We start from the raw sequence: 18127 nt of genomic DNA, 5'->3' as shown, positions 1-18127 counted from the left end.
CGACTTCCTCTATTCTCTCACCCTACTAATGTGAGCCCTGCTAAGCGTTTCAATCTGGTTCTGATTTTATCAATAAAAAGGCGTCCCTCGATGGACGTCTTTTTTTATGCGTATTGTAGCTAGAGATAGCACTTGACTACACATTTATGCATTGATAAAAGGCGAGTTAATCTCATCTTATACAAATTAGCTCACTATGTATGTCTCTGTTCGGCTGTGTTATAGGTTGATAAGTTACGAAAGTCCCATGAAACTCAGAAAAATTTTTCTTGATATTTTTCGAATTATCACAAAAATATGTCTTTCGAAGAAGATTGCTGATATCCTTAAATAGAGAAAAAAGCAAGGGAGTTTTTAAATTGTTAACAAACCACTTAGATTTCCGATTAGAAGCTAAGATTAAAGAAATATATGAAGAGCACAAAGTTCGCTCTGCTAAAATAGATTGGGGTTATTATGAGTTTTTACCGTGGGATAAAGCTCAAGATTTTAGGAGGGTACCGTGGGATAAAAGCCAAGTTACTCTCCCGAGTGGGGTTATTGTCGCTGTTGAGACAGCGTTACTTACTGAAGTTAATTTGCCTTGGTTTACCTCTCACTTGGAACAAACATTTAAAGGCAGCCTTTCTGTTATTACAGACTTTGTTCGAACTTGGACAGCTGAAGAAGATCAACATTCTAACCTTTTAGAAAATTATTTGCTCATTACTCGAAACGTAGACCCGAAGAGATTACACGAGCTTCATAAACTAACCGTTGAGGGTGGTTGGTCACCTGATTTCCATACACCATTTGAAACAATGGTGTATACAACACTTCAAGAACTTGCAACAATGGTGTTTTATAACAATGTAGCCAAAGTTGCTGGTGCACACGATAAGGATCTATCTACTCTTTTAAGAAGATTAGCTAAAGATGAAATTTTACACTATGCATTCTACCGAGACGTAGTAAAGTTCCATTTGCAACTAGAGCCGAATTATTGTTATTATCTAGGCCACGTCATTAGAAACTTCCAAATGCCAGGTACGGTTATGCCGGATTTTGAAGATAGAATGAGCATTATCGCAAAAAAAGCAAATTATGGTCCCCTTGAATACTTTGATCAAGTTTTGGATGTTATTGTTGAGTATTGGGAGTTAGAAAAGTTAAGACCGATTGCCCCTGAAGCTGAAAAAGCACGTGTTGATATTATTTCTTATCGTGACCGATTGAAAAAGGTAAGAGATCGTATTGCTAGAAATAAAAATTAATTATAAGGGACAAGTAACACGAGCTTTTTCCATATCGAACAGACCGTGTGACATTAAAGCAAGATAAACAATTTGTTGAACATGAAATTCGTGCCCCTAAGCCAAGTGAAGTTGAAATTAATGAATAGCTTTTACGTAAACAAAGTGAAAAGAAGAAATTGCTTGGAAGGATCATATTGAGGGAAATAAATTTTCTGAGTTTTATTTCTTTGCTCGAACGAAAGAGCATATTAATGAATGGAAAGAAGAACTAGAAATATTAAAGTGAAAAATCAATAAAGAATATTACTTAATAAAGAAATTTGGATTGCGAGTCCATTCATTAGAGAATGCAAGATAAATAAACTGTTGGAGTGAGAATATGAAAAAGCTATTCATTCTTGGTGGATCACTCATTGTTGTCCTTCTTGTTGTGGCATATGGCTTGGTCGGGAACTATTTTTATAATTTTGCATTAAACGCCGAACGAGAAAAGCAATTTATGGTTGATAACCCTCACTTAGAGGAAAGTGAGGCCGTTGTAAAAGTTGTCGCAGAGCAGGCTGAAATAGAAGATGTGGTATTTAAGGAGGAGAATCAACCAAACAAGCAAACTATTGTATCATCTGATCAGTTACAACTAAATGCCTATTTATATGAAAATCAGTCTTCTGACCATAAATGGGTTATTGTTGTTCATGGTTATAACAGTGATGCGACATCAATGACCAGATATGCTCGGAATTTTCACGAAAGAGGATATCATGTTTTGACACCAGATCTTAGAGGACATGGTGAAAGTGAAGGGCATTATATTGGCATGGGGTGGCCTGACCGTAAAGATATGCTTCAATGGATCGATCTAATTATTGAAAGAGATCCAAACGCTGAAATTGTATTATTCGGAAAGTCGATGGGAGGAGCGACGGTAATGATGACTTCCGGAGAAGAGGATTTACCACCAAACGTAAAAGTGATTGTTGGTGCTTCTAGTTATACTTCTGTTAGTGATGTGTTTGTTTATCAACTCGATGACCTCTTTGGTTTGCCTGAATTTCCAATTATTAATGCAGCAAATACAGTAACAAATATTCGTGCAGGGTATGATTTGTACGAAGCATCTACAGTAGGCCAAGTTGCTAAAAGTGAAACACCAATATTGTTTATTCATGGAGATGGGGACACGTTCGTACCTTATGAAATGTTAGGTGAACTATACGAAGCAGCAAACGTAGACAAGGATAAACTCATCATTCCCGGCGCAGGGCATGCAGATCCAGAAAAAGTAGATCCGGTTACTTATTGGAACAGCGTATGGAATTTTGTTGAGAAGTATGTTGAATAAGCTTCCTTAATACCACAAGTGCTATTAAGAAACGATTCTGTAGGTATAATCCAAGAATCGTTTTTTTTTTGGTAGATGGCTTTCCGTTCTGACGGAAAGCCATCGTGCCATCATTTTTTCATTTTCATGAAGTTAATTATGTTTCTTTTTTCTCTGTTTCGTATTCTTCAAACCTATACCTTCCTAAGCCTTCACTTTTGGTGTATAAGACGGCGCAATATTCAAAGCTTTCTTTGAAAGTGGTAATTAGTTTTCTGAGCTTAATTATTCTGAATTCCCCCAGTCATAATCATTTAGTGAATTGTTATAAAGATATGCACGCAGCCGATAAACATATTCCTCATTTGTATGTGTTACAGTTTACGTTTAGCATTTATGCATTAATGATCTGCTGGGGTGAAATTTAAAAATCGCCAGGTGCTCAGCACCTGGCGATTTTGTTTACACTGTCTCTAATTCCGTGGCAAAATATGCATTCATAATCATTTGGATCATGTCAGGAGTTAACTGTAAATGGTTTACATGAGTTCCATTTAGCAGTTCTTGTGTGTGATCATCATCGAACTGAATCGAACCTGAAAGGTAAACTTGGAACACATCAACCATTTCATTTAATTTTCTCTCTGCCGGGTTTAATTCCACTAGTTCTACATCTTCGACTATCGAGAGTTGCTCGAATGCAAGAGCATTCTTTAACATAGCTAGTAACTCGATGTTTTTAGGAGGAGCTGGATTCGTAATGTTATAGATTTTATTCTTTTCAGCCTTTAATGAGGCTATGCTTAGTACGTCTGCTACATAGTCGACAGGGACAAGGTTGGATGTACCGTTTTTATTGGCTATCAAGCGATACATAGCATTACTCATCTCGGCTTTTCTAGACACTCTTCGTTTAAACAGATCAATTCCTCTCATAAAACCATACAACGTGAAATCGGAGTCTGCTTCTCCTGTTTTAGAATCGCCGACGATAATAGACGGTCTGAAGATAGAAACATTCATATCGTCAGAGTAGGAAAAGACTAAATGTTCGGATTTGACTTTGCTTTCTTCGTAAGGGTTATGGTATTCGTCTGCAGGCGAATAGAGAGCTTCTAAGCCATGTTGTTTTTTACCAACTGTATATGCAGTGCTCACGTATAAAAATTTATCTACTTTAATATTTTTCGCTAAATGGAGCGCATTTTGTGTGCCGTCATAATTCACTGAAAACAATTCATCACGCTTGTCTTGGTCAAATTTCACTAAAGCAGCTAGATGATAGAAGACGTCAATGCGATCCTGTAATTGCATGATTTCAACTTCCGTTAAACCACAATTCGGAAGCGTGATATCTCCTTTTATAAAATGGATCCTTTGCTGTTCTTCAACTTGAAATTTCCCTTGTAAACGCATTGCTTTATCCATGTTTCTGACAAGTACAAATAACTCATTTTTTGTTCCTTTGATTAAATTTTTAATTAATTTCCCACCTAAAAATCCTGTAGAACCGGTTAAAAATATATTCAAATTCGACACTCCTGTTTGTTTGTCTTAGTTTGCTTGTCTCATCGGCTCTTGCTGCTCAAGTAAAAAGCCGAGCGATATCTCGTTAAACTCTTCCGGTCTTTCAATATTACAAACGTGACCACATTTTTCAATCACGACTAAGTTTGCTTGTTGATCGTGTTCAATATCCTCCGTTAGCGTATCAATAAAAAGATGATCTTCTTGTCCTGATATATAAAGCTTAGGAATAGTTGATGTTTGATCTTGAAGGTATGGAGGACTTTGTTCAAGAGTCAAAAAAATGTTATACCAACCAAGAAAATTTCTTCGTTTCATTTTCATAGCTTCTCTGATAAAGATACTTCGCGACTTACGATGGTTCGCTTTCGGCATCATAATATGTGCGAAGAGGTTGTATATCCATAAGTGAGGAGTGAAGCCTTTTATAGTCTTACCTAATAAAAGCAAAGCCTTGGAAGAACGGTTAAATCTAGTAACAGCTCCGGCTAAAACGACACTTCGAATACGCTCAGGAGCATCTTGTAGGATGCGATGGATGACGATCGTACCAAGCGAAACGCCAACAAAGTGAGCTTTCCTTATTCCTAAACTGTTCAACGTTTTGAGAACTTCTATTGCTACAACTTTTACAGAAAACCCTTCCAAATAGGATGTCAAATCAGGCGAGTTCCCATGGCCAGGTAAGTTGATCGTAATAACATTGAACCATTGTTTGTAAGGTTCAATTTGCTTGTGAAAAATATTTGAGTTTCCACCAAGGCCGTGTAGAAGAACTACATACTCTTGACCGTCAGCTTTACTATGAATTGTATAATCTAGCATGGAATCTCCACCTTGTTATAAAAGCTTTTTTTAAGTATAGGCATAACTAATGGAGCCTGTCATTATTAGATTGCTGACGTTTTTTGGAAGCTCTTTTAAAAGATACTGTCATCCCCTAGTACAAAGGCACTGAAATACTGATAAATAAATGTGTCCAGATTTCGAAATCTTAAATCTTAAATGTGAAAATACATTTGAGATTTGAAAAAAAGTGAGAAAGTTACAAATATTTTTCGATATTTTCCGTCAACTTATTGGCTTATTAGACAGTTTAGTGCATACTTATTTTTGTAAAGTAGTTAAAGAGAAAGGATGAATATGATGAAGCTTACATACACAGGTAAGACGAAAGATGTTTATAGCTTAGAGGATGGAAATTATTTGTTGAAGTTTAAGGATGATGTGACGGGAGAAAATGGGGTATTTGATCCTGGGGCCAATACAGTCGGACTTTCAATTGAGGGAGCAGGGAAGGCTGGCCTTAGGTTAACGGCATTCTTTTTCGAAGCTTTAAAAGCAAAACAAATCCCAACCCACTATATAGATGCGAATATAAATGAAGGAACAATGACAGTAAAACCAGCTGAGGTGTTTGGTAGTGGCCTTGAAGTTATTTGCCGTTATAGAGCAGTAGGAAGCTTCTTGCGTCGTTACGGGATGTATGCAGAGGAAGGACAAAGTCTAGATGCATTTGTAGAAGTAACGTTAAAAGACGATGATCGTCAAGATCCTCCGATTTCTGAGGATGCTCTTGATATGTTAGGCATCCTTTCAAAAGATGAATACAAAGTGTTAAAAGATCTGACACAGAAAATAGGGAACGTTGTAAAGGAAGAATTAGAGAAAAAAGGTATTGAGTTGTATGATATTAAGTTTGAATTTGGTCGTGTTGGAGAAAGCAAAGAAATTGTTCTGATCGATGAGATCTCTGGTGGTAATATGAGAGCTTATAAAGATGGCGAATACATCGAACCTTTGCAGTTAGAAAAGTTAATGTTATCTGAATAATGGATAAAATCGACAGGTGCTAGCTACCTGTCGATTTTTCGTGCGCTTAGGATGAAAGCCCGAACTGATTAACATCAAAAAATCGGGAGGGTCTACTGACGTATCACATATAAACTACTTAAATTCCTTCCCCAATAGAGGAACTTCGAGCTTTTTTGCCTAACACTTGAATAATGAATACCCCAAAAAGGGCAATAATTCCTCCAAGCAGGGAGAAAGGCGCAGGCCACTCATTTAGCCACATCCACGCAACTAAGACAGCAATCACTGGTTCTAGGTACATCATGCTTGATACTGAACTGGCATTTCCATGTGATAAGGCAATCGCCCATGTGACGTACGCTATTCCTGCAGGGAAAATACCTGTGTATAATGCCGCTAGATGCGCCTCAAGACTTGCCTGTTGGAGCGACGTAAGAAGACCCGGTGTAAAAAGAAAAAATGGGATTGTTCCAGCCCAAGTAAAATAGGCTGTTAATTCAATTGGATGATAGCGAGCTAACAACGGCTTTTGGAAAACGAAGAAGATAGACGTAGCAACTGCCGCTATTAACACAAAAAATGCACCTCCAGAAATTGAGAAGGTTGAACCAGAAGTTCCGAGTGTTATGAAAATAATTCCGATAAATCCAGTCCCGAGACCAAGCCAACCGGCAGTACTTGGCCGTTCACGCAAGGCAACAAGAGCAATAATGGTCGTGAAGATCGGTGCGGAGCCAATAATCATGCCGGCCGTACCTGCTGCGACATCTCGCATTCCAAACGTAACTCCAATATGATACAGACTAATCCCAACCCATCCTAGAATAACAATGCGAAGTAAGTCCCTTTTAGTCGGGAGTTTGAATTTTACTCTAGGTGATAAGGCAAATAGAAGAAACAAGCCTGATGCAATCAAGTAACGTATCAGCACTAAATGTCCGGCTTCGTATCCTCCTTGTAAACTAGCGCGAATGGCAGCAAAGGTAGATCCCCATATGATAATCGTGATCAGTGCCATAACAAAAGCTTTCTTATTCATGACTCTCCTCTCCTCTCCCTTTTATTTGGCGAACAAAAACCAACCAATTAATAAGCATTCCTATAACTGATTTCAATTGTATTGGGGAAGTGATACAATGTCTCCAACCAGTTAGAATAAATATAACCCAACCAATTAAGCAAGGATAAGGGGGAGGAGGTTACCTTTGAACCAACCAAAATATAAACAAATTATTCAAGCAATTACAGAAAAAATTACAAGGGGAGAATGGGTAATCGGCAGCCGGATTCCAAGCCAGCGTGAATTGGCAAAGCTGTTTCATGTTAATCGCAGTACGGTGATTACAGCAATTGATGAATTAAAGGCATGTGGGCTCCTTGAAGCGAGGATGGGACAAGGAACGATCGTGGCGAATAATACGTGGACGTTAATGAATGCTGCAAAACCAGTGAATTGGAATGAAAACATTGCTTTAGGTATACATAAAGAAAGCATGAAAACTGTAAGAGAAATTAATGAATTTGAGGCAAAAAATGAGCATATTCAGTTAGGTAAAAGTGAACTAGCACAAGATATATTTCCATTAGAAGAAATGAAGCAAGTGATGAAGAAGGTTTCGGATGAATTATCGCCACTTATGTATGAAGAGCCAAAGGGGAATAGTCATTTACGCGAAGAAATTTGCCGTTATTTAGAAACGAAAAGGATTTACACTTCTCCTTCTGCGATTTTGATCGTATCCGGTGCGTTGCAAGCGTTACAATTGATTTCGATCGGTCTTTTAAGCAAGGGTTCGACAGTTTATTTAGAGCGTCCATCTTACCTTTTATCACTCTCTCTTTTTCAAGCGGGAGGAATGAAGCTAACAGCACTTCCTGCAGATGAAGAGGGGATAATTGTTGAGAAGATAAGGGATGGTCACCAACAAAAAGAAAATTCGGTATTATACACGATCCCGACGTTTCATAACCCTACTGGAGTATTAATGGGGAAACAGCGACGCAGGCAGTTAATAGAGGAATGTGAGCAAAAGCAGATCCCGATTATTGAAGATGATGTGTACGGAGATTTATGGATCGATGAAGAGCCACCTCCTCCGTTAAAGGCGAACGACAAATTCGGGAATGTGTTATACCTAGGGAGCCTGTCGAAAACGTTAGCCCCTGGTTTAAGAATCGGCTGGATGGTAGGACCGGAATCGGTAATTGAAAGATTAGCCGATTTAAAAATGCAAACAGATTACGGTTCAAGTTCGCTCTCCCAACGGGTGGCAGCAGAATGGTTATCAAGTGGGCTTTATGAACAACACTTGATAAACGTAAGGGAGCAACTCAGGATTCGTAGAGACGTTGCCTTAAAAGCCCTAGCTGAATACCTAAAAGGAGTCGCTTCTTGGAAAGTGCCAAAAGGTGGGTTCTTCATTTGGGTGAAAGTGCACTCTCGCATTCAGAACAAGCATCTATTTGAGAAAACCTTAGCTACAGGAGTACTCATTAATCCTGGGAATATTTATGATAAACACTCCACTCAATATATTAGGTTGTCTTACGCTTTCGCCACACTTGAAGAAATAAAAGAAGGAATTCATAGACTTGGAGAAATAATAAAGTCAATGTGAAAGCAAGCTTTATAAGTGTGATGTTTTCACCTATTGTTTCAAACAAGGCATTCTCTTATTAGAAACATAATCTCTTGCATGATTTGTCCCACTTTTGAATAGTTATAACAAAGATAAAAGTATAATTATTGAAAATGGGCTAGGGGGATTTATCATGGTGGAAGCGATTTTGGCATTTTTTACGACTGAACAGCAAGCCCAATCAATTGTATCGAATCCGTTTATAGAACTTATTTTCATGGTATTATTTGTTACATTTGTCGCAGCCGTTTTCGTTCACTTTATTTTATATAGCAAGTTGAGAAGAATTCGAAATTTCATCAACGATACTAATTCATTGGACATCGCACCGGTTAATACGTTTCAAGGGGAATACGAGTATAAAACGAAAAAAGAACCGGTGAAAGTCGAGACCTTTGTACAAAAGAAATTTTCTAGTTGGCGTGTGTTTAATGTGCCGATCATAAGCTTGATTAAAATGATTCAAATGACGGTCTCTGTTTTTATTCTCGTTGGTGTATTAGGAACATTTATTGGACTTGCTATGTCCCTCGGCAGCATTGATTCAACTGGAGATCAGCTCGTTGAAAATGTAGCATTGGTGCTTGCCGGAATCGATGTAGCATTCTATACAAGTATTGCCGGTATGGGGTTATCGCTTGTCATGACAGTTGTGACCCGTGTGGCGAATACAGAATTTTTGTTAACTGATATTATGTTAAAAACGGAATCTTTCTTAGATGAACGGGAACAAGATCCAATGAGTCATCTTATTGATGTATCGGAAACCATTCATTCTTCTATTGTTGAGCTTAGGGAAACGAATCAACAATCTTTGCAAAGCATTGTTCAATCGTTTGCAGGATTTCAAGAATATACGGTCGGTTTGCAACAATCTGCGAAGGATTTAGCAAAGTTTAATGAGGGATTGTCCGAAAACTTAAAGGATTTCACGGTTATTTTTGATAATGTCAAAGAAGTTACTGACGGATTTGATAGTGGCGTAAAAAAGCTTAATAAAAATTTTGATCAATTATTTTCTTATTTTTATAAAATGGATCAAAGAAATGAAAAGATGACAAGTGCATTTACCGAAACATATAAAAAAATTGATGAACTATCAACCTCTCAAATTGAAACAATGAATCAATTCCAATACTCAGTTACTGATTTAAAGGACTATTTTTCTTCAATCTCCCAAAAACAGGAATCAATGTATGCTGCATTTGAGCGAATGAATGCTCAAAGTGATCAGCTTGTAATTATGATGAGAGACAACAATCAGCAATTTGAACGTATTCTTGGCAGTGATGTTAGCTCAAAGTTAGCTGGGATTACGACGTATTTAGGTGAACTGAGAAATGACTTTCATACACTAGGAAGCTCTATCGCCCGTTTGCCTAATGAGCTTGAAACTATTAATAGAGCACAAGGAGAATATCAAAACCTGTTGTCCTACCGTTTTGACGAATTGAAGCAATTTAACTATGAATTTACCAATCATATCAAAGCTCAATCAACTAATTCTCAAGCCTTTGAAAAATACTTGAACGATGCAGTTAGGTATTCAGAACAACAAGGACGGAACCACCAACAATTGTTACATGAGATGAATCGTACTGTTACGCAAATGTCTGACTCGATAATACAGAGAGAGAATCAGATTGAGCAGAGTGTCGATGTGTTAAAAGAGACACTATCGAGGTATGTCGCTAATTTAGAAGGGACGCTTGGCGATAAATTGGAAAAGACAAGCAGAAATATAGGCGAATATGTAATCGATATTAATGAAGCAATGAAGAAAGAATTGAAGCAAATAGGGGACATCACGGAAGATAATCATGTAAGAAATGCTCGTGTAATCCAGCAAATGCTACAGGAGTTGAGTCAAGAGTTTCAACAATTAAATCGCCAGCTTCAGTCGTTTTCACAAGATGTGGGAAGACAAAGCTACCGTGTAAGGGTGGAAGCAAATGATCAATAAATACAAACGGTTATTTCACCGAGAAGAGGAGGAAGGTCATTTTTGGCCGTCATTCACGGATTTATTAACGGCGATTTTGCTTTGTTTTATTCTTATCTTTATCATCATGATGGTCATTAAATCATTTCAAATTGAAGAGATGAAACGGACGATCGATCAAATTATGGGAGTTAGGGTTAATATCATTGAGGATTTGAATGAAGAATTTAGCGACTCTTCTCTCAGTATTGAAATTGATGAGAAGACGGGTGCACTAATCTTTAACACCGATATTTTGTTTGAATTTGATGAGGCTGTGCTAAAACCAGAGGCGTTTGAATTTTTAGATGAGTTTGTTCCGGCTTATTTAGATGTATTACTTGAAAATGGTTATGAGGATTATATTTCAGAAATCATCATAGAAGGCCACGCAGACAGAAACGGCAGCTATTTATATAACCTAGAGCTATCTCAACAAAGAGCATTTAGTGTAGCAGAATATATCCTAAGTGGGGATTTTCCTTATCAAAATATTCAAGAGCATTTAAAGACGAAATTAACGGTCAATGGAAGGTCCTATACTGAAGGGCGCACCGACGAAGAAGGAAACTATAGTAATCAAGCTTCTAGAAGAGTAGAGTTTAAATTTCGTTTGAAGGATGAAGAGATACTGGAGAAGACAAGGGAGTTGCTTGATGGAACGTAATTGGGGATGGATGGAAAATTAGGTTCTGCATAGGAGGAAATATCCTACGGGAAGAGATGAAGGACAAAATCTGCTTTGCACAGTAGAATTTGTCCTTTTAATGTTAAATAATGATCAAGCTATTTCTTGGCGAATTGCTATTGTTTTAGACTTGCATGGCTAATATGTTTATGATCAGATCTCTTTTTAACATGCACAAAATAGTATATACACGTACAAGCCAATACGACAATCGCTAATGTCAAATACAGGCTTCGGTAGCCGATAAACGGAACAAGAAAGCCCAGCAAGAAAGGTCCTATCCCTATTCCTAAATCATAACAAATCCAGAAAGTTGACGTTGCTAGTCCAACCCGGTGTTGAGGTACCCTTTTTAATGCGAAAGCTTGTGTCGCTGTTTGTAAATTACCAAATCCGAACCCTGCTAATGCTCCGGCAATAAGTAGCATGATCCCATGTTCGGCTTGGCTAAGAACAAGCAAGCCTGCTGCAAAAAGAAAAAACGCAGGGAACATAACAATATGAATTCCTTTTGAATCTAGTACTCTGCCAGTGAAAGGTCTAGATACGAGAACACAGACTGAATAGACAATAAAAAAGTAACTTGCTGCAGTCATAAGATTGATCTCCATTGAATAGGAAGCGAGAAAAGATAAAATACCTGCATAACAGATTGATAAGACCCCGATCATAGCAGTGATCGGAAGAGCTCGTTTTTCTATGAAATTGCTGAACTTAAAGCCTTTCATTTCTTCGAGTTGTTTACTTGTTATTTCTCTTTTAGGAATGACAATAAATAGGGATAATAAAAGACAGCAAAACGCCAAAAACGTACAAACGATAAAGATCATATTCATATTGCCTAATTGCATTATGAAAACGCCAATAAATGGTCCTAATGCTGTGGCGAGGATTAAACTTAGTGAATAATAACTGATTCCTTCACCTTGCCGTTGAACGGGGATAATGTTCATAACAGATATTTGCATAACGGAAAGAGCAACACCCAGTACAGCCCCTTGAACAAAACGGACAACAATTAATACGTTTAAGTTCTCAATTGGAAAGAAAAGTAATGAGACCAAAAAGGTTAAAATGAGCCCAATATAAAATAGTTTTTGACCACCTATGATGTCAAGGTACTTTCCAGTAAAGAATCGCGCTGCAAGAACACCAATAACGAAAATGCTTGCAGCTAGCCCTGCCTTACTTTGTGAGGCAGAGAACGTATCGATTACATATCCCGTTATCGTTGTCATCGTTAAAAAGTACATTAAAGCAAGTAAAAACGTTACAAGCCAAATAATAATAAAATCTTTTGTCCACAATCGTGGTCGAGAAATTTGCATACTAATTACCTCATTGCTGTTGTTTTATAAAAACGAATTTAATCACGTTTCAGCCTGAAATAAATGAAAACCTTGAGAGAAACTCAAGGCAACATCAATAGAATATTTCGAATATACAAATTATAGCACAAAAAGGCAAGGGAACTTTATTCAATCATCCTAGTCGTAGGCTTACTTAATCAAATCAACTTCAAACTTTTTTCGGATATCCTGGATCACAGATTGCCAAAAGGAAGAATTAGTTGTGATCGTTTTTTTAAAAGCAGCAAACATTTCCTTTTGTTTTTCTGGAAAACTGGGGGCATCATTAGACGGCAATTTTGCTCTTTGTTCCGTCACCCATTGCTGCACCTCAGGTGAACGTGGTCCCCATACAGTAAGCTCTTCTCCTGATTCATTTGTGATAATAAAAATGGGAATAGACCTAGATGTCCCATTCGTTAAATACTGATCCATCAGTTCTAGGTTCTCATCACGGATGAGAAATCTGATTTCAGCTGTAGCGATATCTGCAATCTGTTTCATAATTGGTACACATAATGCTGCATCCCCACACCAATCAGCAGATAGCGTAATAATACGCAAATTCTTCTCTTTTAATGTTGAAAAATATGTAACATCATCGGGTGTTAGTTCTACAGATTTGTAAACCCCTTCTAATTCTGTGCGATTGACAGTCATATTCTCTAAGTATTCAGAATAGGTCATTCCTTTAGAAAACCAATCATTCAATGACATAAGAGTGTCTCCTTTTAATCTAACTTTTTAAAGTGATTTTTCTAGTTTTGTCTCATTCTAGCACATTATCCATTTGTTTCCAAATGGGGATCTCACCATTTGAAGCTTGCCATTCATTTAGTATGGTAAACTTTAACATAGTGGGAAGGCAGGACCATATATTATATATCGACAATAATAGCATTATTACCTCCTTTAAATTTTAACCATAGAAGAAGGCGATCACTATGATCAAAAAAATAATCTATATTATCATCGCAGTTACAGTAGGAGGGGTCTTTTCATGGCTTCACATTCCGGCGGGGTGGCTGCTTGGATCTATATTAACAGGGATTGTAAGTGCGTTTTTCGTTGTGAAAATTCATCTTCCAAATAACCTATTTAAATTATCCTTAGCAATGATAGGTGGAAGTATTGGTTTAATGCTACGACCAGAACAATTTCTAGATTATCAATCATTATTAGTTCCGTTTTTATTTATCCTTATCCTTACATTAATTGGGGGTATTGCACTAGGGAAATTTCTAAAAAAGTATTCTAATTTAAACAGCAATACTGCCTTCTTTTGCTGTCTTCCAGGTGGAGCTTCAGAAGTTATTGCGCTAAGCGATCAATACGGAGCAAATCAACAAATTGTTGCGGCTTTTCATACCACGAGAATTACTTTGTTCGTATTAGTAATCCCTTTAGTGGTTGGTTTAAATGCACCGGTAATTACTCAAGGGTTACAAAAAAATAGCTTTTCTGTAAATCAATACGCGTTCTCTCTTACTTTATTAACTGCAGTTATGTTCTTTACGATAATCCTAAGCAAAAAATTTGCATTCCCTGGTTCATCCTTATTCTTCGCGATTGGAATAGGCTTTTTTGCTCATTTGCTGTTTCCTACAGTAGAAATGCCAGGGTTTATTACAGGGATTGCACAAGGAGTGATGGGAGCCATTATCGGAATGCGATTTGACCGAGAGACATTTAAACAAATTAAAAGCATTGGTGTTATAAGTGGAGCTACATTATCGATGTATTTCATAATGAGCCTTGGTTTAGCGACGATCTTCTTTCTAGTAACTCCAATAGATTGGTTTACGAGCCTTTTAAGTATTGTTCCTGCAGGGGCAGCGGAGATGGCGTCTACAGCATCAGCATTAAATATTGAACCGGCGATGGTAGCGACCTTGCAAATGGCTAGAGTCTTAGCATTATTTATTGCTTTGCCTTTTTTAATTAAGTTATTTGCTAAGACAACGGAAAAGTAGATCGATTTTGGTGATGTGAGTGTATGAAAAACAGGGGGGATGGGTGTCTAGAAGAACAGTGAGAGAGATCGTTTGTTCATACAAGTTTCAGTTCTTTAATTGATTCATTAACAGACAATGTCTAAATCCATATCGAAAAATTATAAGCCCATAAACTCGTGAATGCACCAACCTAAATAAAATACTAAAATTACCCCTAACAATCCGATAAAGCTATACCGATCGAATAATGGTGTGTCATCTTTATTCTTTTTATCATCCAATGAAATCACCTTTTTTATTTTACTATATCCAAAATTTCAACAAATAAAATAGAAAAAGATACAGAGATGGATAAGGGGCTTGAAGAATTATTGCGATGGTGAAAACTTAAATGAAATAGAAAAAGGGCTGGTGAGAATACGTTAACCAGCCCAATCTTCTTCCTACTTAGTGTCCATGCTTGTCGTGCTTATCATGTTTACCTTTAACTTGTTGCTTTTGTAAAACCTTTAATTTCATTTCTACTACCATTTTTTCTTCAATTTCTCTAAATGTTCCTTCTTCAAATGGAGCATCGATGGCATTTCCTTTTTCGTCATGAACTCTACCCATCTTACGGTCTAATGCCTCATCATATTCAAAGAAACGGCTAGATACTAATTCACAATAAGGGATTTCATTAAATTCTTCTCCACTAAATTGGTCAAATTGAGCCAAGTCTGCAGATAGTAGATGGTCTTTAGATGCAAACCCATCACCAAGGTGAGATTTCATAGAGTAAGTTGAACTTTGAGTAGGTGGTGCAAAGCTGAATTTTGGTTTGTTAATATAATCTACTTCTGTGACAGCTTTAAATGGAACATCGACCGTTAAGGAACGAATGTTAGATACGACAGCTTCTTTTGAACCGAAACGTGGTGTAGCATACTGAATGTTTTTGCGAACAAATCCAGTAATAAATAATTTGTTCGTTGGTAATAGTAGACGACATTGCGTGATTTTAAGGTTTTTCTTAATCTCTTTGATTTCCAAAACAGGCTCTGGGAACTTAATTGTTGGGTTTAAATCTAGTTGAATCACTGTTTCAGCTAGAACTACAGGAACCTGAAAAGCTGTTGGTTCTATTGTTAATTCTGGTTCCGTTGGGTGATTACTTACCTTAGGGGAGACAGCATTCTTATCCCTTATTGGCTTATAGTTAAAATACGGTGGTGCCGGTTCTTGCGCTTTAGAGTTTTTTTGGTTGTCTTTTTTGTCAGACAATTTAATACACCTCCTTATATTTTCTAATAACATGGTATGTAAATAATCGCTAACAGTGTGGACGAACTCCTCAATAGAATCAACCATTTTTTCCTGCTAAAGAAATGGTGTAGGCTAACACAATGAATGAATTTAATTCCTTTATGTAAACGAAGTACATTCTCTAAACTTAGGCATAAGATGGTTTATAACCTAATGAAGGGAATGAATCATATGTATTATCGTTCTAAAAATACGTATCCTTATTACACTCATAACACCAGTCCTGTCTATAATCCAAACTATATGCCAAGAAACCAATACAGAAATGAACAACAAGAAGCTGAAATGGTATTGGCAGGAATAACAAGAGAAGCTAGATGTATGGATCTTTATAGTCGATTAGCAAACGTGGCACCAAATCAACAACATCAAAATGACATCCTTAATGCTTTAGAAAACAAAAAAAATCATTTAAACCAATTTATAAGTCTTTATACTGCTCTTACGGGAAGTCAACCTGTGTATGAAGTAGAACAAGTACCATTTCAAAGTTATAGAGAGGGTTTACAAAAGGCTTATGAAGCAGAAGTTGAGGGGTATGAAGCTTATCGAAAGAGTTGTTCACTAACTCAACACCCACAAATTCGAAATGTATTCTCATGGGCTCTAACGGGTGAACAAGAAAATGCTACAAGGATGAGTTCATTAAATGAGCAAGCTATTCAATCAATGGATTATGGATCAGAACCGTTTGTCGTTAATATTGAAGAGGCGACAAAGCAAAACAATACGTACCGTACGGCTCTATGGACAGGTAGCCATTTGCAAGTAACTTTAATGAGTATCAATGTTGGAGAAGACATTGGTTTAGAAGTTCATCCAAACCTAGATCAATTCATCCGTATTGAAGAAGGGCAAGGAATTGTCCAAATGGGGGACAGCAGAGATAATTTATATTTTCAGGAAGAAGTTTATGATGACTATGCGTTCGTCATTCCTGCTGGGAAATGGCATAATCTTACCAATACGGGGACTACACCTATTAAACTCTACTCGATCTATGCACCACCTGAGCATCCATACGGAACTGTTCATGAAACGAAAGCCGTTGCAATAGCAGCAGAAGAGCACCACCACAATCATTAAGAATTAGCGCTGCTCAATAATGAGTAGCGCTAATTCTCTTTGCTAATAAACATCTTAAATGAAGAAACTTTTCTGAAGAAAATTCGTAAAGTGAAGGTCGATGTATTTTTAAGAAGTGTTTTCATAATAAATTTCAACAAAAGTTATTTCAAAAAAGGAGGTACCCGTGTTATTAATTCAAAATATAGAATAGTCGGTACTGCAAATAGTCTAAAAGGGAGCTTTAAAGTCACATGGAACATAGATGAACCTTGATTAAGCATGATATACATAATGTAACGGTAAAATCAGTTGAACGGAAAAAAAGTTTGTTCTCATAATTGTGTGAGAAAGATTAATACTAAGTTTTAAGGTGGTTATTAATGAAAGGGAGTGCTCTATTGATGAATTCAATGATTAATCATATTCGTTGGATCAGAGCTGTATTTAATTGGGGGAGACGAGCACAGCAATTATTTGGGGCTAATCGTAAAACCAACGGAGGTATGTTACTAACTGTAGTAGGAATGGGAGTTGCAGTATTTAGTTTTTTGAAAGGTCGTGGTAATGAATTGCCACAAATGAAACAATTTATTACTAATTTTCTTAGGGACAGTCAAGTAAAAGCATTTGAAAATTCCAACCAAACTGCTATGGCAGAGTTCTCAGAAGAGCTCTCTGCTGAAGCGAAGAAAACGGTTGAGAAAATTGATTACGAAGATCTTTTCTAAGTTATGGAACACCTTTTAATCAACAGCTTTTAAAAGACAATGAGCAAGGCACATAGCCAACCAACGGAACTGCTGTCTGTTACCGATTACTGTGACACCTAATAATTTTCTGTAATTATAGTCTATCCTGACTCTGTTGCCAAAAAGAAGTAAGTTCAAGCTCAAGAATGCAGGTGTGTTACCTCACACACCTGCATTCTTATAGTTTATTTTAGTGGACCATTAGTAATCGCAGTAAGTTTAGAATTTATGGAAAAAATCTTTGCGTTAACATCTGTTATTCCAAAGCTAGCTAACCTTTTAGAGTGCATTTCTAAATATGCTTCAGCCGTTTCTTTTGTTTCAAAAATATAAATTCCTCCTGCTTCATTGTTTTCGGGATTTTCTGTCCAAATCTTCCACATGAAGCCATCTTCTTCATTGATACTTTTCGCTAAGCTAGAGAACTCCTCTGCCATTTCATCTCCAAAAGGTCCGTTCATTTTGAAATCAACTTGTAATACGTAAGCCATTTAT

17 protein-coding genes are annotated in these 18127 nt (G+C 37.0%); 9 read left to right on the top strand and 8 right to left on the bottom strand.

Going from position 1 to position 18127, the window contains the following annotated elements; translation table 11 throughout:
* The first annotated feature begins 359 nt into the window (after positions 1-359).
* Both AC1FXZ_RS09135 and AC1FXZ_RS09130 read left to right on the top strand, forming a co-directional pair.
* Complete coding sequence (locus AC1FXZ_RS09135) at positions 360-1253, top strand: acyl-ACP desaturase (protein WP_480052769.1); 894 nt, start codon at positions 360-362, stop codon at positions 1251-1253.
* 361 nt (positions 1254-1614) lie between these two features.
* Positions 1615-2577 (top strand): alpha/beta hydrolase, encoded by a 963-nt coding sequence (locus AC1FXZ_RS09130; RefSeq protein WP_480052767.1) that lies wholly within the window; start codon positions 1615-1617, stop codon positions 2575-2577.
* A gap of 441 nt (positions 2578-3018) precedes the next feature.
* Here the strand turns inward: AC1FXZ_RS09130 and AC1FXZ_RS09125 are convergent, their stop codons facing one another.
* Both AC1FXZ_RS09125 and AC1FXZ_RS09120 read right to left on the bottom strand, forming a co-directional pair.
* Entirely contained in the window at positions 3019-4086 is a 1068-nt protein-coding gene (locus AC1FXZ_RS09125; RefSeq protein ID WP_480052765.1) for an SDR family oxidoreductase, read from the bottom strand.
* 24 nt (positions 4087-4110) lie between these two features.
* On the bottom strand, positions 4111-4908 hold the full coding sequence (locus AC1FXZ_RS09120) for an alpha/beta fold hydrolase (RefSeq protein ID WP_480052763.1): 798 nt from the start codon (positions 4906-4908) through the stop codon (positions 4111-4113).
* A 321-nt stretch (positions 4909-5229) separates the two neighbouring features.
* Here AC1FXZ_RS09120 and AC1FXZ_RS09115 point away from each other — a divergent pair, with 321 nt between their 5' ends.
* Positions 5230-5916, top strand: a complete 687-nt coding sequence (locus AC1FXZ_RS09115; RefSeq protein ID WP_480052761.1) for a phosphoribosylaminoimidazolesuccinocarboxamide synthase — start codon at positions 5230-5232, stop codon at positions 5914-5916.
* A 118-nt stretch (positions 5917-6034) separates the two neighbouring features.
* Here the strand turns inward: AC1FXZ_RS09115 and AC1FXZ_RS09110 are convergent, their stop codons facing one another.
* Entirely contained in the window at positions 6035-6937 is a 903-nt protein-coding gene (locus AC1FXZ_RS09110) for a DMT family transporter (RefSeq protein ID WP_480052759.1), read from the bottom strand.
* Positions 6938-7103: 166 nt separating this feature from the next.
* On the opposite strand from AC1FXZ_RS09110, the gene pdxR reads away from it, so the two are divergent.
* From pdxR to AC1FXZ_RS09095, 3 genes are all read left to right on the top strand, one after another.
* Positions 7104-8516: a MocR-like pyridoxine biosynthesis transcription factor PdxR gene (gene pdxR / locus AC1FXZ_RS09105; RefSeq protein WP_480052757.1), complete on the top strand. Its 1413-nt coding sequence runs from the start codon at positions 7104-7106 to the stop codon at positions 8514-8516.
* A 154-nt stretch (positions 8517-8670) separates the two neighbouring features.
* Positions 8671-10500, top strand: a complete 1830-nt coding sequence (locus AC1FXZ_RS09100; RefSeq protein WP_480052755.1) for a MotA/TolQ/ExbB proton channel family protein — start codon at positions 8671-8673, stop codon at positions 10498-10500.
* Positions 10490-11185: an OmpA family protein gene (locus AC1FXZ_RS09095; RefSeq protein WP_480052753.1), complete on the top strand. Its 696-nt coding sequence runs from the start codon at positions 10490-10492 to the stop codon at positions 11183-11185. Before AC1FXZ_RS09100 ends, AC1FXZ_RS09095 begins: the two co-directional genes overlap by 11 nt.
* Positions 11186-11322: 137 nt before the next feature.
* On the opposite strand, the gene AC1FXZ_RS09090 is transcribed toward AC1FXZ_RS09095, so the two are convergent.
* Positions 11323-12534, bottom strand: a complete 1212-nt coding sequence (locus AC1FXZ_RS09090; protein ID WP_480052751.1) for an MFS transporter — start codon at positions 12532-12534, stop codon at positions 11323-11325.
* Between the two features lie 171 nt (positions 12535-12705).
* A complete protein-coding gene (locus tag AC1FXZ_RS09085) occupies positions 12706-13272 on the bottom strand; it encodes a thioredoxin family protein (RefSeq protein ID WP_480052749.1) in 567 nt (188 codons plus the stop codon).
* 227 nt (positions 13273-13499) lie between these two features.
* Here AC1FXZ_RS09085 and AC1FXZ_RS09080 point away from each other — a divergent pair, with 227 nt between their 5' ends.
* A complete protein-coding gene (locus AC1FXZ_RS09080; RefSeq protein WP_480052747.1) occupies positions 13500-14528 on the top strand; it encodes an AbrB family transcriptional regulator in 1029 nt (342 codons plus the stop codon).
* 140 nt (positions 14529-14668) lie between these two features.
* Here the strand turns inward: AC1FXZ_RS09080 and AC1FXZ_RS09075 are convergent, their stop codons facing one another.
* The gene (locus AC1FXZ_RS09075; RefSeq protein WP_480052745.1) at positions 14669-14791 is read right to left on the bottom strand and encodes a hypothetical protein; all 123 of its coding nucleotides are present in this window, start codon (positions 14789-14791) and stop codon (positions 14669-14671) included.
* Between the two features lie 166 nt (positions 14792-14957).
* Entirely contained in the window at positions 14958-15806 is an 849-nt protein-coding gene (locus tag AC1FXZ_RS09070; protein ID WP_480053085.1) for a CsxC family protein, read from the bottom strand.
* 180 nt (positions 15807-15986) lie between these two features.
* Here AC1FXZ_RS09070 and AC1FXZ_RS09065 point away from each other — a divergent pair, with 180 nt between their 5' ends.
* Together AC1FXZ_RS09065 and AC1FXZ_RS09060 are read left to right on the top strand one after the other, a co-directional pair.
* Positions 15987-16901 (top strand): cupin domain-containing protein, encoded by a 915-nt coding sequence (locus AC1FXZ_RS09065; protein WP_480052743.1) that lies wholly within the window; start codon positions 15987-15989, stop codon positions 16899-16901.
* A gap of 383 nt (positions 16902-17284) precedes the next feature.
* Complete coding sequence (locus tag AC1FXZ_RS09060; protein ID WP_480052741.1) at positions 17285-17611, top strand: hypothetical protein; 327 nt, start codon at positions 17285-17287, stop codon at positions 17609-17611.
* Between the two features lie 206 nt (positions 17612-17817).
* On the opposite strand, the gene AC1FXZ_RS09055 is transcribed toward AC1FXZ_RS09060, so the two are convergent.
* The gene (locus AC1FXZ_RS09055; RefSeq protein WP_480052740.1) at positions 17818-18123 is read right to left on the bottom strand and encodes a monooxygenase; all 306 of its coding nucleotides are present in this window, start codon (positions 18121-18123) and stop codon (positions 17818-17820) included.
* Between the last annotated feature and the right edge of the window lie 4 nt (positions 18124-18127).

Source organism: Halalkalibacter sp. HAAS-P014 (assembly GCF_056619965.1).
This window is presented reverse-complemented; position numbering and strand designations above follow the sequence as displayed.